Here is a 14,955-nt window from a genome sequence, read left to right on the forward strand (position 1 = left end):
CTAAACTGGAGATTCTACCTCTGCATGCGACCGAACGTGTGGCTCGCGCCGCTGTCAATTAGCAGGATCGGGCGGGGTAGCGCACCCCCGATCTATCTGGTAAGTTCGGCGGCTCGCAGTCGCAGGGCCGGCGGGTGCCGGAGATGGAGCATCCTGCGCATTGGATCAGATGAGTAAGAGGCGGTCTATTCATGTCCACCGTAGAAAAGCAAAAAACCAGTCAGTCCATGTACGGTGTAGAGCCCTATAAAGAAACCAAGGGCGAGGAGTACATGGGGGAGCCCATGCGCAAGCATTTCACCAAACTTCTGGGTGCCTGGAAGCTTGAGTTGATGACGAGCGTGGACCAGACCGTGACCCACATGAAGGACGAAGCGGCCAACTTCCCTGACCCGGCCGACCGTGCCAGCCAGGAAGAGGAATTCGCCCTTGAACTGCGCAACCGCGACCGCGAGCGCAAGCTGATCAAGAAGATCGACAAGACCCTGCAGAAGATCCAGGACGAAGAATACGGCTGGTGCGACTCCTGTGGCATCGAGATCGGCCTGCGTCGCCTCGAAGCCCGTCCGACCGCCGACCTGTGCTTCGACTGCAAGGAAATCGCGGAGAAAAAGGAAAAAACCGTCGGCAAAGGCTGACCCTTTTCCCATCCGAACGGGGCGCATCTTGCGCCCCGTTTCATTTTCAGACGCACGACAACCATGAACGACTCCAGCTACATCGGGCGCTTCGCCCCTACCCCCAGCGGGTTTCTGCACTTCGGCTCGCTGGTCGCCGCCCTCGCCTCCTGGCTCGATGCCCGCGCCGTCAACGGCCGCTGGCTGCTGCGCATGGAAGATACCGACCCGCCCAGGGAAATGCCCGGCGCCCGCGATGCCATCTTGCAGACCCTGGAACGCTACGGGCTGGAATGGGATGGCGAGGTGGTGTTCCAGAGCCTGCGTCATGACGCCTATGCGGCAGTGGTCGATCGCCTGTTCAACATGGGCCTGGCCTATGCCTGCACCTGCTCGCGCAAGCAGCTGGAAGGGCACAACGGCATTTACCCAGGCTTGTGCCGCAACGCCGGGCATGCGCGCGAAGGCGCGGCGATTCGCCTAAGGGTGCCGGAGCTGATCTACCGTTTCACTGACCGGGTCCAGGGCGAGTTCCAACAGCACCTGGGCCGCGAGGTGGGTGATTTCGTCATCCAGCGCCGCGACGGGCTGTATGCGTATCAGTTGGCTGTGGTGCTGGACGATGCCTGGCAGGGGGTTACCGACATCGTGCGCGGGGCCGACCTGCTCGACAACACACCGCGCCAGCTGTACCTGCAAGAGCTGCTAGGGTTCTCGCAGCCGCGTTACCTGCATATTCCGCTGATCGTGCAGCCGGATGGGCACAAGCTGGGCAAATCGTACCGCTCGCCGCCCTTGCAGGCAGAGCATGCTACACCGCTGCTGTTGCGGGCATTGCGGGCGCTGGGGCAGGAAGCAGACCCCGACTTGCTGCTGGCAACGCCGGCTGAAGTGTTGGCGGTAGCCCGCAAGCAGTGGCGGCCGGAGGCGATTGCGCAGCGGCCTACCGTGCCAGAGGCTGATTTGCACTGAGTCCTCCACGGCCTCTTCGCGGGCAAGCCCGCTCCCACAGGATTTCCACCGTACTTCCAAGCGGTGCAGTACCTGTAGAAGCGGGCTTGCCCGCGAAGAGGCCCGCACAGGCAACCTACCGCTCAAAAACAAAAGCCCAATAATTTCAAACCCTTGGCTAACCCCACCGATTCCCGCTAGCATCCGCCCAATCTTTTGCGCCAATAATAAGTCCAAGCCCGCAGCGCCCAACCATCGAGGCCAGCATGTACATCTATCGTTTGGTCCTGCTTCTGGTCGTGGGGATCTACCTGTTCTCCCCGGCCATCATGGACTGGTGGATCGAACCGACCGGAGCCTGGTACCGCCCCTACCTGCTCTGGCTGATCCTGATCGTCGTCACCTTCATCCTGCAGAGCCAACGAGATGCCGATGAGCTTTAGCCTGACCCAGATGATCCTGATCAGCGCCGCGTACCTGATGGTGCTGTTCGGCGTGGCCTGGATCAGCGAGCGCGGGCTGATTCCCCGTTCGATCATTCGCCACCCGCTGACCTACACCCTGTCGCTGGGCGTGTATGCCAGTGCCTGGGCCTTCTATGGCTCGGTCGGCCTGGCCTACCAGTACGGCTATGGCTTCCTGGCCTGTTACCTGGGGGTCTCCGGGGCCTTCCTGCTGGCGCCGGTGCTGCTCTACCCGATCCTCAAAATCACCCGCACCTATCAGCTATCGTCACTGGCCGACCTGCTGGCGTTTCGTTTCCGCAGCACCTGGGCCGGCGCGCTGACCACCCTCATCATGCTGATCGGCGTCTTGCCATTGCTGGCCCTGCAGATCCAGGCAGTCGCCGATTCGATCAGCATCCTGACCGGCGAGCCCGTCAAGGCAAGGGTGGCATTCGCGTTCTGTGCGCTGATCATCCTGTTCACCATCTTCTTCGGTTCGCGGCATATCGCCACGCGCGAGAAGCACGAAGGGCTGGTGTTCGCCATTGCCTTCGAGTCGGTGATCAAACTGCTCGCCCTGGGCGGTATCGGGCTGTACGCCTTGTACGGCGTGTTCGGCGGCCCGCACGAGCTGGAAGTCTGGCTGCTGCAGAACCAGACCGCCCTGGCCGCACTGCACACCCCGCTGCAGGAAGGGCCATGGCGTACCCTGCTGCTGGTGTTCTTCGCCTCGGCCATCGTCATGCCGCACATGTACCACATGGCTTTCACCGAAAACCTCAACCCGCGCTCGCTGGTCAGTGCCAGCTGGGGCCTGCCGCTGTTCCTGCTGCTGATGAGCTTGGCCGTGCCGCTGGTGCTGTGGGCCGGCCTGCGCCTGGGCGCCAGCACCAACCCGGAATACTTCACCCTGGGGCTCGGCATCGCGGCCAACAACAAGGCGCTGGCGCTGCTGGCCTACATCGGCGGGCTGTCAGCCGCTAGCGGGCTGATCATCGTCACCACCCTGGCGCTCTCGGGCATGGCCCTCAACCACCTGGTGCTGCCGCTCTACCAGCCGCCAGCCGAAGGCAACATCTACCGCTGGCTGAAGTGGACCCGTCGCGCGCTGATCGTCGCCATCATCACTGCCGGCTTCATGTTCTACCTGACCCAGAACAACCACCAAAGCCTGGCCAACCTGGGCATCGTCGCCTTTGTCGCCACCTTGCAGTTCCTGCCGGGTGTGCTCTCGGTATTGTACTGGCCGACCGCCAATCGCCGCGGTTTCATCGCCGGCCTGTTGGCCGGCACCCTGGTGTGGATGGTGACCATGCTGCTGCCGCTGCTGGGCAACCTGCAGGGCTTCTACATCCCGCTGCTGGACATGATCTATGTGCTCGACGACACCAGCTGGCACATGGCGGCCATCGCCTCGCTGGCGGCCAACGTCTTACTGTTTACCCTGATCTCGCTGTTTACCAATGCCAGCAGCGAAGAGGTCAGCGCCGCCGAAGCGTGCGCAGTGGACAACGTGCGCCGGCCCCAGCGCCGCGAGCTGCATGCGGCCTCGCCCCAGGAGTTCGCCACCCAGCTGGCCAAGCCGCTGGGCGCCAAGGCCGCACAGAAGGAAGTCGAACAGGCCCTGCGCGACCTCTACCTGCCGTTCGACGAGCGCCGCCCCTATGCGCTGCGCCGCCTGCGCGATCGCATCGAGGCCAACCTCTCGGGCCTCATGGGCCCGAGCGTGGCCCAGGACATGGTCGAGACCTTCCTACCCTACAAGTCCGGCAACGAAAACTATGTCACCGAAGACATTCACTTCATCGAGAGCCGGCTTGAAGACTATCACTCGCGCCTGACCGGCCTTGCCGCCGAGCTCGACGCCCTGCGCCGCTACCACCGCCAGACCCTGCAAGAACTGCCCATGGGCGTCTGCTCCCTGGCCAAGGACCAGGAGATCCTGATGTGGAACAAGGCCATGGAAGAGCTCACCGGCATTGCAGCCAAGCACGTGGTAGGGTCGCGTCTGGTGACCATCGGCGAACCCTGGCGCGGCCTGCTGCAAGGCTTCATCGACGTGCCCGACGAACACCTGCACAAACAACGCCTGGCCCTCGACGGGCAACCCCGCTGGCTGAACCTGCACAAGGCCGCCATCGACGAGCCACTGGCACCGGGTAACAGTGGCCTGGTGCTGCTGGTCGAAGACCTGACCGAAACCCAGGCCCTGGAAGACAAGCTGGTGCACTCCGAGCGGCTGGCCAGCATCGGCCGCCTGGCCGCAGGCGTGGCCCACGAAATCGGCAACCCGATCACCGGCATCGCTTGCCTGGCGCAGAACCTGCGCGAGGAGCGCGAGGGCGACGGCGAGATCACCGAGCTGTCGAGCCAGATTCTCGAACAGACCAAAAGGGTCTCGCGCATCGTCCAGTCGTTGATGAGCTTCGCCCATGCCGGGGGCAGCCACCAGAACAGCGAAGAGCCCGTGTGCCTGGCCGAAGTGGCGCAGGATGCCATCGGTCTGCTGGCGTTGAACCGGCGCAATTTCGAAGTACAGTTCTTCAACCTCTGCGACCCGGAACATTGGGCCGAAGGGGATCCCCAGCGCCTGGCCCAGGTGCTGATCAACCTGCTCTCCAATGCCCGCGATGCGTCTCCGCCCGGCAGCGCCGTGCGCGTGCGCAGCGAAGTCAGCGAGCACACGGTCGATCTGATCGTCGAGGACGAGGGTAGCGGGATACCGAAAAGCATCATGGACCGCCTGTTCGAACCCTTCTTCACCACCAAGGACCCGGGCGAAGGAACCGGACTGGGGCTCGCTCTGGTCTATTCCATCGTGGAAGAGCATTATGGGCAAATCACCATCGACAGCCCGGCCGACATCGAACGGCAACGTGGCACCCGGATCCGCGTGACCCTGCCCCGGCATGTCGTAGCGACGTCCCCTGAAATTCGAGACCGTCGAGAGAATTGAATCAATGCCGCACATTCTGATCGTCGAAGACGAAACCATCATCCGCTCGGCCTTGCGTCGTCTGCTTGAGCGGAACCAGTACCAAGTCAGCGAAGCCGGCTCGGTGCAGGAAGCCCAGGAACGCTTCAGCATTGCCACCTTCGACCTGATCGTCAGCGACCTGCGCCTGCCCGGCGCACCTGGCACCGAGCTGATCAAGCTCGGCCAGGGCACCCCGGTGCTGATCATGACCAGCTATGCCAGCCTGCGCTCGGCAGTGGACTCGATGAAAATGGGCGCGGTGGACTACATCGCCAAGCCCTTCGACCACGACGAGATGCTCCAGGCCGTGGCACGCATTCTGCGCGACCGGCAAAGCGCACCCGCTGCTGCACCGGCCGCCGAGCCGCGCAGCAACGGCAAGGCCGCCGCTGCCGACAAGGGCAGCAGCGCGTCTGCCAATGGCGAGATCGGCATCATCGGCTCGTGCCCGCCGATGCAGGACATGTACAGCAAGATCCGCAAGGTCGCGCCGACTGACTCCAATGTACTGATCCAGGGCGAATCGGGTACCGGCAAGGAGCTGGTCGCCCGCGCCCTGCACAACCTGTCACGCCGGGCCAAGGCACCGATGATTTCGGTGAACTGTGCGGCCATTCCCGAAACCCTGATCGAGTCCGAGCTGTTCGGCCACGAAAAAGGCGCCTTCACCGGCGCCAGTGCAGGGCGCGCCGGGCTGGTGGAAGCGGCGGACGGCGGCACCTTGTTCCTCGACGAAATCGGCGAATTGCCGCTGGAAGCGCAGGCGCGCCTGCTGCGCGTGCTGCAGGAAGGCGAAATTCGCCGGGTGGGCTCGGTGCAGTCGCAAAAGGTCGACGTGCGCCTCATCGCGGCAACTCACCGCGACCTGAAGAACCTGGCCAAGGCCGGCCAGTTCCGTGAAGACCTTTATTACCGCCTGCATGTGATCGCCCTGAAACTGCCCGCCCTGCGTGAGCGCGGCAGCGACGTCAACGAGATTGCCAGCGCCTTCCTGGCGCGTCAGAGCGCGCGCATCGGCCGTGATGACCTGCATTTTGCCGCCGACGCCGAGCAGGCCATTCGTCACTACAGCTGGCCGGGTAACGTGCGCGAGCTGGAAAACGCCGTGGAGCGCGCAGTGATTCTCAGCGAGAGCGCGGAAATTTCTGCCGACCTGCTGGGCATCGACATCGAACTGAGCGACCTGGACGACGACGATATCCTCGACAATGCCCTGTCCGTGGCCGGTGCCGGCAATGCCAGCCATGAGCCCACCGAGGATTTGTCGCTGGAGGACTACTTCCAGCACTTCGTCCTTGAGCACCAGGACCACATGACCGAGACAGAGCTGGCACGCAAGCTTGGCGTCAGCCGCAAATGCCTGTGGGAGCGCCGCCAGCGCCTGGGCATCCCGCGGCGCAAGAGCAACGCTACCAGCGAGTAATACTCTGCGGGCCTGACTGGCCCTTTCGCGGGCAAGCCCGCTCCCACAGATGCTTGTGGGAGCGGGCTTGCCCGCGAAAGGGCCGGCAAAACCACCACGCACACCCCAGGTAACACATCAGCACCCGCAAAAATCTGTTACCCAAGCTTTCAGGCGTAACAGTTCCCGAGGTGTACGGTAACGAAATCCCACCATTTTCAGCCCGGCCAGATCCTCCAAAAACCTTCAAACCCTTGATTTCATTGGGTTTCGAAAAGTTGGCACGGCACCTGCTATATGCTTAGTACAAAAACAATAACAAGCACTGCAACTCAGAATAAGAACAAGACGAAACGGCTCACGCACAATAAAAACAAGACGGCGGAGGCGCAGCTAACTGATTCTTTTGGAGAGGATGCGTGTTTGGGGCTTGCCCCACGACCAGGCAGAGAACAACAAAAACTGCACTAAAAAGCAGCGCCTGAACTGGTTGGATCGACAGATCAACGTGACATCAGCGGCCAAAGCAATCCGTTTGCTCTTTACCCCTGGATTAGGGGTCGTCCACAAGCTTTGCGATTTGTGGACAGGGCACTCAACAAAAACAAGAAGCCCAGCAAAAAAATAATAAGAGCACGCAACGACTTCTTGGGGAGCTTAGGCTCCCCTTGTCGTTTCTCCCTTCTGGCAGGCATCCTGCTACCCGCCTACACCATTCCTTGAGTAAATGCTAGAATCCCCGCCCATCATGCGGCCATTCTCCTATTCTTGGCCGAACATTCCTTCAAACAGTGCATCCCATGCTGAAGAAGCTGTTCCAGTCGTTCCGCCCACCCGTACCGGGCCAGCACCACAGGCGCACCACGCCCGAGGTGATCAACAAGAGCCAACACTCGCTGCAACGCCACCAGTTCAGCCGCCATGCGGTGAACATCGTAGAGCGCCTGCAGAGTGCGGGCTACCAGGCATACCTGGTCGGTGGCTGTGTCCGCGACCTGATGCTGGGCATCACGCCGAAAGATTTCGACGTCGCCACCAGCGCCACGCCCGAGCAGGTCCGTGCCGAGTTTCGCAACGCGCGTATCATTGGTCGCCGCTTCAAGTTGGTCCACGTGCATTTCGGCCGTGAGATCATCGAAGTCGCCACCTTCCGCGCCCACCACTCCGATGACGACCAAGGTGATACCCACCGTTCGTCGCACAATGCCAGTGGTCGCATCCTGCGTGACAACGTGTACGGCACCCTGGAAGAAGACGCGCAACGCCGCGACTTCACCATCAATGCCCTCTACTACGATCCGGTCAGCGAGCGCATCCTCGATTACGCCAACGGCGTGCACGATGTGCGCAACCGCCTGTTGCGCCTGATCGGCGACCCGACCCATCGCTACCAGGAAGACCCGGTGCGCATGCTGCGTGCCGTGCGTTTCGCCGCCAAGCTCGACTTCGGTATCGAAAAGCACACGGTTCAACCGATCCGCGAGTTGGCCCCGCTGCTGCGCGAAATCCCGCCTGCGCGCCTGTTCGAGGAAAGCCTCAAGCTGTTCCTCTCCGGCCAGGGTGCGATTGCCTTCGAAATGCTGGTCGACCTGCAGTTGTTCGAGCCCTTGTTCCCCGCCAGTGCGCAAGCCCTGGACGAGCGCCCGACCTACACGCACACCCTGATCAGCCAGGCACTGAACAACACCGATCTGCGCGTCAAGCAGGGCAAGCCCGTCACACCGGCCTTCCTCTTCGCTGCGCTGCTCTGGCCAGCCCTGCCGGCCCGTGTACTGCACCTGCAGAACCAGGGTGTGCCGCCGATCCCGGCCATGAACGGTGCGGCTCACGACCTGATCGCCGAACAGTGCGCACGCATTGCCATCCCCAAGCGCTTCACCCTGCCGATCCGCGAGATCTGGGACATGCAGGAGCGTCTGCCCCGTCGCAGCGGCAAGCGCGCCGACCAGTTGCTCGACAACCCGCGCTTCCGTGCCGGTTACGACTTCCTGCTGCTGCGTGAAAGCGCTGGCGAGGAAACCGACGACCTCGGCCAATGGTGGACTGACTACCAGGATGCCAATGACAGCGAACGCCGCGACATGATCCGCGAGCTGGGCAGCCGCGACGAAGGCACCGGCGCAGGCCCGCGCAAGCGCAAACGTAGCCCCAGCAAGCGCAAACGTGGTGGCGACGAGGCATCTGAGTGACCACGCGCGCCTACATCGGCCTGGGCAGCAACCTGGACGCACCTGCAGAACAACTGCAAAACGCCTTCCAGGCGCTCGACCAGGCCGTTGGCACCCGCCTGGTGGCCACCTCGAGCCTGTTCACCAGTGACTCGCTGCTGCCTGGCCAACCGCGTTACACCAACGCGGTGGCGGCGCTCGACACCTCGCTCGAACCGCTGGCCCTGCTCGACGCCCTGCAGGCGATCGAAAATGACCAGGGCCGTGTGCGCAAGGAGCGTTGGGGCCCGCGCACACTCGACCTGGATATCCTGCTGTTCGGCGATCATCTGATCGACGTGCCGCGCCTGCAGGTACCGCACTACCACATGCACGCCCGCGCCTTCGTGCTGTACCCACTGGCCGAACTGGTGCCAGACGGCTTCTGCCTGCCCGATGGCCGCGACCTTGGGCAACTGCTCAGCGCCTGCCCGTTCGTCGGCCTCGAGCGCCTGTAATACGGGCGTTCCAGGCAAGGGTAACGCCAGTAACACCCTGTTCGTAACAATGCGGTAACAGGGTGATTGACTTCCCACACCTCGCTCACGACTATAGGCGTCCCGTGTGGCACCCAAGTGCCGCATACCCGTATTTAGGCCCGGACGAACCTGTGCCCGAACATCACGCGCGATGATGTGCCGCTCCGGAAGATGACTACACGCGTTGTATGCAGTCGTTTTAACAGCGCCTGAACGAGGATTTTCCTACATGCCTGAAGTAACCCTGACCACCCTGCATGGCCTCAAGGCCAAGGGTGAAAAAATCACCATGCTGACCTGCTACGACGCCACCTTCGCCAAGGTCGCCAGCCAGGCCGGTGTCGAAGTGTTGCTGGTGGGCGACTCGCTGGGGATGGTCCTGCAGGGCCACGACAGCACACTGCCCGTCAGCACCGCGGAAATGGCCTACCACACCGCCTGCGTCAAGCGTGGCAACGATGGCGCGCTGATTCTGGCCGACCTGCCGTTCATGGCGCACGCCACCCCCGAGCAGGCCTTCGCCAACTGCGCCACGCTGATGCAGGCCGGCGCCCACATGATCAAGCTCGAAGGCGCCGCCTGGCTGGCCGAGACCATTCGCCTGCTGGCCGAGCGTGGCGTGCCGGTGTGCGCGCACATGGGCCTGACGCCACAGACCGTCAATGTGCTGGGCGGTTACAAGGTGCAGGGCCGTCAGGAAGCCCAGGCGCGGCAGATGCGTGCCGATGCCATTGCCCTGGAGCAGGCCGGCGCGGCCATGTTGCTGCTCGAATGCGTGCCGAGCGAACTGGCAGCGGAAATCACCCAGGCCGTGAGCATTCCGGTGATCGGCATCGGCGCCGGCAGCGCCACCGATGGCCAGGTACTGGTACTGCACGACATGCTCGGCCTGTCGCTGAGTGGCCGGGTACCGAAGTTCGTGAAGAACTTCATGGCCGGCCAGCCGGACATCGAAAGCGCCCTCGCCGCCTACGTCACAGCGGTCAAGGACGCAAGCTTCCCCGCCAGCGAACACGGGTTCAGCGCATGAACACAGTCAAGACCGTCCGCGAACTGCGCGCCGCCGTTGGCCGCGCTCGCGGCGAAGGCAAGCGTATCGCGTTCGTGCCGACCATGGGCAACCTGCACAGCGGCCATGCCGCCCTCGTGACCAAGGCCGCCCAGCGGGCCGACTTCGTCGTTGCCAGCATCTTCGTCAACCCGCTGCAGTTCGGCGCCAACGAAGACCTCGCCACCTACCCGCGCACCCTGGCCGCCGACCAGGAACGGTTGCTCCAGGCCGGCTGCAACTTGCTGTTTGCCCCGACTGTCGACGAGATGTACCCCGACGGCATGAGCGTGCAAACCCGGGTCAGCGTGCCGCAACTCTCCGAAGGCCTGTGCGGCGCCAGCCGGCCAGGGCATTTCGAGGGCGTGGCGACGGTGGTCAGCAAGCTGTTCAACATGGTCCAGCCAGACCTGGCCGTGTTCGGCGAGAAAGACTTCCAGCAGCTGGCGGTGATCCGCGCCATGGTGCGCGACCTGAACATGCCGATCCAGATCATCGGCGAGCCGACCGTGCGCGCCGAGGATGGCCTGGCGCTGTCGTCACGCAACGGCTACCTCACGCCCGAGCAACGTGTTACCGCGCCTGCGCTATACCGCACCCTGCAGCACATCGGGGCGGCCCTTGGCCGTGGCCAGCGAGACTTTGCGGCACTGGTAGCCGAGGGCCAGGCGCAACTGAGCGCCGCGGGTTTTCGTCCGGACTACCTGGAAATTCGCCACGCCGTGAACCTGCGCCCGGCCATGATCGATGATCGGGACCTGGTGGTGATTGCTGCGGCTTACCTGGGTAACACCCGGTTGATCGACAACCTGTACCTGCACGTGGAAGACAAGACCGCGTGATGCAGCCCGGAAGGGGCAGCAAATGCCCCTTCATATCCTGTCACGCCTGCCCATTCCCCCCGCGCCGCCTTTGCCTATAATGACTGCCTGCAACTGACAGCCAAGGCCAATGTCCAAGGCCTCACAACGCACCAAGGAACCTTCCGCAATGGCGTATTACCGTACTCCTCATGATGTGACGGCCCTGCCCGCCTGGCAGGCGCTCCAGCAACACCGCGACGCCATGCAAGACTTCAGCATGCGTGACGCCTTCGCCGCCGACGCCCATCGCTTTGACCAGTTCTCCCTGAGCAGCTGCGGCCTGTTCCTCGACTACTCGAAGAACCTGATCAACGAGCAAAGCCGGGACCTGCTGGTGAACCTGGCCAACGAAGTCGGCCTGCAAGAGGCGATCAAGTCGATGTTCAGCGGCGAGATCATCAACGCCTCCGAAGGCCGCCCGGTGTTGCACACTGCCCTGCGCCGCCCGGTGGGTGACAAGCTCAGCGTCAACGGCGTCAACGTGATGCCCGAAGTGCACAAGGTGCTCAACCAGATCACCGAGCTGGTCGGGCGCATCCACGACGGCCTGTGGCGCGGTTACAGCGAAAAACCGATCACCGACGTGGTCAACATCGGCATCGGCGGCTCGTTCCTCGGCCCGGAGCTGGTCTCCGAAGCACTGCTGCCCTACGCGCAACGCGGTGTACGCTGCCATTACCTGGCGAACATCGACGGCAGCGAGTTCCACGAACTGTCGGCCAACCTGCGCGCCGAAACCACCCTGTTCATCGTCTCATCGAAGTCGTTCAACACCCTCGAAACGCTGAAAAACGCCATGGCCGCGCGTACCTGGTACCTGGCCCAGGGCGGTTCGGAAGCGGAGCTGTATCGCCACTTCATCGCCGTCTCCAGCAACAAGGCCGCCGCCGTGGCTTTCGGTATCCGTGAAGAGAACATCTTCCCGATGTGGGACTGGGTGGGCGGGCGCTATTCGCTGTGGTCGGCCATCGGCTTGCCGATCGCCCTGGCCATCGGCACCGCCAACTTCAAGGAGCTGCTGTCTGGCGCCTACACCATGGATCAGCACTTCCAGACCGCGCCGTTCGACAAGAACATGCCCGTGCTACTGGCCCTGCTGGGCGTCTGGTATGGCAACTTCTGGGGCGCCCGCAGCCACGCGATCCTGCCGTATGACCACTACCTGCGCAACATCACCAAGCACCTGCAACAGCTGGACATGGAGTCCAACGGCAAGAGCGTGCTGCAGGACGGCACGCCAGTGCAGACCGACACCGGCCCGGTAATCTGGGGTGGCGTGGGCTGTAACGGCCAGCATGCCTACCACCAGTTGCTGCACCAGGGCACCCAGCTGATTCCGGCCGACTTCATCGTGCCGGTGGTGAGCTTCAACCCGGTTGCCGACCACCATCAGTGGCTGTACGCCAACTGCCTGTCGCAGAGCCAGGCGCTGATGCTCGGCAAGACCCGTGACGAGGCCGAGACCGAACTGCGCGCCAAGGGCCTGAACGAAGCCGACATCGAGAAGCTGGCCCCGCACAAGGTGATCCCGGGCAACCGCCCGAGCAACACCCTGGTGGTCGAGCGCATCAGCCCGCGCCGCTTGGGCGCACTGGTGGCGATGTATGAGCACAAGGTCTTCGTGCAGAGCGTGATCTGGGGCATCAACGCCTTCGACCAATGGGGCGTGGAGCTGGGCAAAGAGCTGGGCAAGGGTGTCTACCAGCGCCTTGTCGGCAGCCAGGAAGACAGCGCCGAAGATGGCTCGACCCAGGGCCTGATCAACTACTTCCGCGGCCGTCACCGCGGCTGATCTGAAACCTTCGCCGGCCACTTCGCGGGCAAGCCCGCTCCCACAGATACTGCACAACCATCAAGCACTGTGCGGTCCCTGTGGGAGTGGGCTTGCCCGCGAAGAGGCCAGCACAGGTTGAACAGCTCTCCCAGCTACACTGTCCTATCGAATAGCCGTTGCAGTCCATCGCCCCTTACAAGAGCAGGACCACCCGCCATGTTCGATATCCGCAACTACCCCCATGCCCTGGCCGTCAGCCAATCCGCCACCCTCACTGACGACGATTACCGCCGTCTTTACCGCCAATCGGTGGAAGACCCCGACACCTTCTGGGCCGAGCAGGCCAAACGCCTGGACTGGATCAAACCCTGGTCGAGCGTGCAGCAGTGCGACCTGAAAACTGGCAAAGCCCGTTGGTTCGACGGTGGTCAGCTGAACGTCAGTTACAACTGCATCGACCGCCACCTGGCCCAGCGCGGCGAACAGACCGCCCTGCTCTGGGAGGGTGACGACCCCAAAGACGCCAAAGCCGTCACCTACCGCGAGCTGCACCGCCAGGTCTGCCGCCTGGCCAATGCCCTGAAAGTCCGCGGCGTGAAGAAAGGCGACCGAGTCTGCATCTACATGCCGATGATTCCCGAAGCGGCCTTCGCCATGCTCGCCTGCACGCGCTTGGGCGCCGTGCACTCGGTGGTATTCGGCGGCTTCTCGCCCGATGCCCTGCGTGATCGCATCCTCGATGCCGATTGCCGCACCGTGATCACGGCTGATGAAGGCATCCGCGGCGGCAAGCGCATCCCACTGAAGCTGAACGTCGACAAGGCGCTGACCAACTGCCCCAATGTCAGCAGCGTATTCGTCGTACAGCGTACGGGGGGTGACGTTGCCTGGAGCGACGGCCGTGACCTCTGGTATCACGAGGTCACGCAAAACGCAGGCGACGACTGCCCGCCTGAGCCGATGGAGGCCGAAGACCCGCTGTTCATCCTCTATACCTCCGGCAGCACCGGTAAACCCAAGGGCGTGCTGCACACCACTGGCGGCTACCTGCTGCAGGCCACGATGACCTTCAAGGTGGTCTTCGACTACCGCGATGGCGAAGTGTTCTGGTGCACAGCCGACGTCGGCTGGGTTACCGGCCACAGCTACATCGTCTATGGCCCGCTGGCCAATGGCGCCATTTCACTGATGTTCGAAGGTGTGCCCAACTACCCCGACACCTCGCGGTTCTGGCAGGTGGTGGACAAGCATCAGGTGAACATTTTCTACACGGCGCCCACCGCGTTGCGCGCATTGATGCGTGAAGGCTCCGGGCCGCTCAAGAGCACCACGCGCAAGAGCCTGCGCCTGCTCGGCAGCGTCGGCGAGCCGATCAACCCGGAAGCGTGGGAATGGTACTTCGAGGAAGTCGGCCAGAAGCGCTGCCCGATCGTCGATACCTGGTGGCAGACCGAAACCGGCGGCATCATGCTCACACCCTTGCCCAGCACACAGAGGCTCAAGCCAGGCTGCGCCACCCAGCCCATGTTCGGTGTACAGCCGGTGCTGCTGGACGAAAAAGGCCAACTCATCGAAGGCCCTGGCGCGGGCGTGCTGGCCATCAAGGCCAGTTGGCCGGGGCAGATCCGCAGCGTCTATGGCGACCATCAACGCATGGTCGAAACCTACTTCAAACCCATGCCTGGCTACTACTTCACCGGTGACGGCGCACGCCGTGATGCCGATGGCGACTACTGGATAACCGGGCGCATCGACGACGTGATCAACGTGTCTGGCCACCGCATCGGCACTGCCGAGGTGGAAAGCGCGCTGGTCTTGCATGACAGCGTCGCCGAGGCGGCAGTGGTCGGCTACCCCCACGACCTCAAGGGCCAGGGCGTGTATGCCTTTGTCACCCCCATGAACGGTGTCGAGCCAAACGAGGCGCTCAAGGCCGAACTGCTGGCCCTGGTCAGTAAGGAAATCGGCAGCTTCGCCAAACCGGAACTGATTCAGTGGGCTCCGGCACTGCCCAAAACCCGCTCCGGCAAGATCATGCGGCGTATACTGCGCAAAATCGCCTGCAACGAGCTGGAAAACCTCGGCGATACCTCAACCCTGGCCGACCCGAGCGTGGTCCAGGGTTTGATCGACAAACGCCTTAACCAATAGCTGGCGGCCCCTGTTCATGGCCGCCCTGAACGACAGGTCG

The 14,955-nt window shown here is 63.1% G+C and carries 11 protein-coding genes; all 11 read left to right on the plus strand.

The annotated features are described in order from the left end of the window. The first annotated feature begins 191 nt into the window (after positions 1–191). The 11 genes from dksA (at position 192) to acs (ending at position 14,915) form a co-directional block, all read left to right on the plus strand. Positions 192–638, plus strand: a complete 447-nt coding sequence (gene dksA / locus ACSSU5_RS07000) for an RNA polymerase-binding protein DksA (protein WP_046854085.1) — start codon at positions 192–194, stop codon at positions 636–638. A gap of 63 nt (positions 639–701) precedes the next feature. Next, complete coding sequence (gene gluQRS, locus ACSSU5_RS07005) at positions 702–1,589, plus strand: tRNA glutamyl-Q(34) synthetase GluQRS (RefSeq protein ID WP_264311541.1); 888 nt, start codon at positions 702–704, stop codon at positions 1,587–1,589. 245 nt (positions 1,590–1,834) lie between these two features. Beyond that, positions 1,835–2,011, plus strand: coding sequence for a hypothetical protein (locus ACSSU5_RS07010; protein WP_003250005.1), 177 nt, complete (start codon positions 1,835–1,837; stop codon positions 2,009–2,011). Then, the gene (locus ACSSU5_RS07015; RefSeq protein WP_264311540.1) at positions 1,995–4,970 is read left to right on the plus strand and encodes a sensor histidine kinase; all 2,976 of its coding nucleotides are present in this window, start codon (positions 1,995–1,997) and stop codon (positions 4,968–4,970) included. Before ACSSU5_RS07010 ends, ACSSU5_RS07015 begins: the two co-directional genes overlap by 17 nt. A 4-nt stretch (positions 4,971–4,974) precedes the next feature. Further along, the gene (locus ACSSU5_RS07020) at positions 4,975–6,414 is read left to right on the plus strand and encodes a sigma-54-dependent transcriptional regulator (protein ID WP_264311539.1); all 1,440 of its coding nucleotides are present in this window, start codon (positions 4,975–4,977) and stop codon (positions 6,412–6,414) included. A 779-nt stretch (positions 6,415–7,193) separates the two neighbouring features. Further along, a complete protein-coding gene (locus tag ACSSU5_RS07025) occupies positions 7,194–8,582 on the plus strand; it encodes a polynucleotide adenylyltransferase PcnB (RefSeq protein WP_492560869.1) in 1,389 nt (462 codons plus the stop codon). Continuing rightward, positions 8,579–9,058 carry a 2-amino-4-hydroxy-6-hydroxymethyldihydropteridine diphosphokinase gene (gene folK / locus ACSSU5_RS07030; protein WP_264311537.1) on the plus strand — a complete coding sequence of 160 codons (480 nt, stop codon included), beginning with the start codon at positions 8,579–8,581 and terminating at the stop codon, positions 9,056–9,058. The genes ACSSU5_RS07025 and folK overlap by 4 nt, the downstream gene beginning before the upstream one ends. A gap of 250 nt (positions 9,059–9,308) precedes the next feature. Beyond that, positions 9,309–10,109 (plus strand): 3-methyl-2-oxobutanoate hydroxymethyltransferase, encoded by an 801-nt coding sequence (gene panB / locus ACSSU5_RS07035; RefSeq protein WP_264311536.1) that lies wholly within the window; start codon positions 9,309–9,311, stop codon positions 10,107–10,109. Next, complete coding sequence (gene panC / locus ACSSU5_RS07040) at positions 10,106–10,969, plus strand: pantoate--beta-alanine ligase (RefSeq protein ID WP_264311535.1); 864 nt, start codon at positions 10,106–10,108, stop codon at positions 10,967–10,969. Before panB ends, panC begins: the two co-directional genes overlap by 4 nt. 148 nt (positions 10,970–11,117) lie before the next feature. Then, positions 11,118–12,782 carry a glucose-6-phosphate isomerase gene (pgi, locus tag ACSSU5_RS07045; RefSeq protein WP_264311534.1) on the plus strand — a complete coding sequence of 555 codons (1,665 nt, stop codon included), beginning with the start codon at positions 11,118–11,120 and terminating at the stop codon, positions 12,780–12,782. Between the two features lie 198 nt (positions 12,783–12,980). Then, on the plus strand, positions 12,981–14,915 hold the full coding sequence (gene acs, locus ACSSU5_RS07050; RefSeq protein WP_492560870.1) for an acetate--CoA ligase: 1,935 nt from the start codon (positions 12,981–12,983) through the stop codon (positions 14,913–14,915). Positions 14,916–14,955: the final 40 nt, after the last annotated feature.

The organism is Pseudomonas sp. E1MeOHC2 (assembly GCF_058745025.1).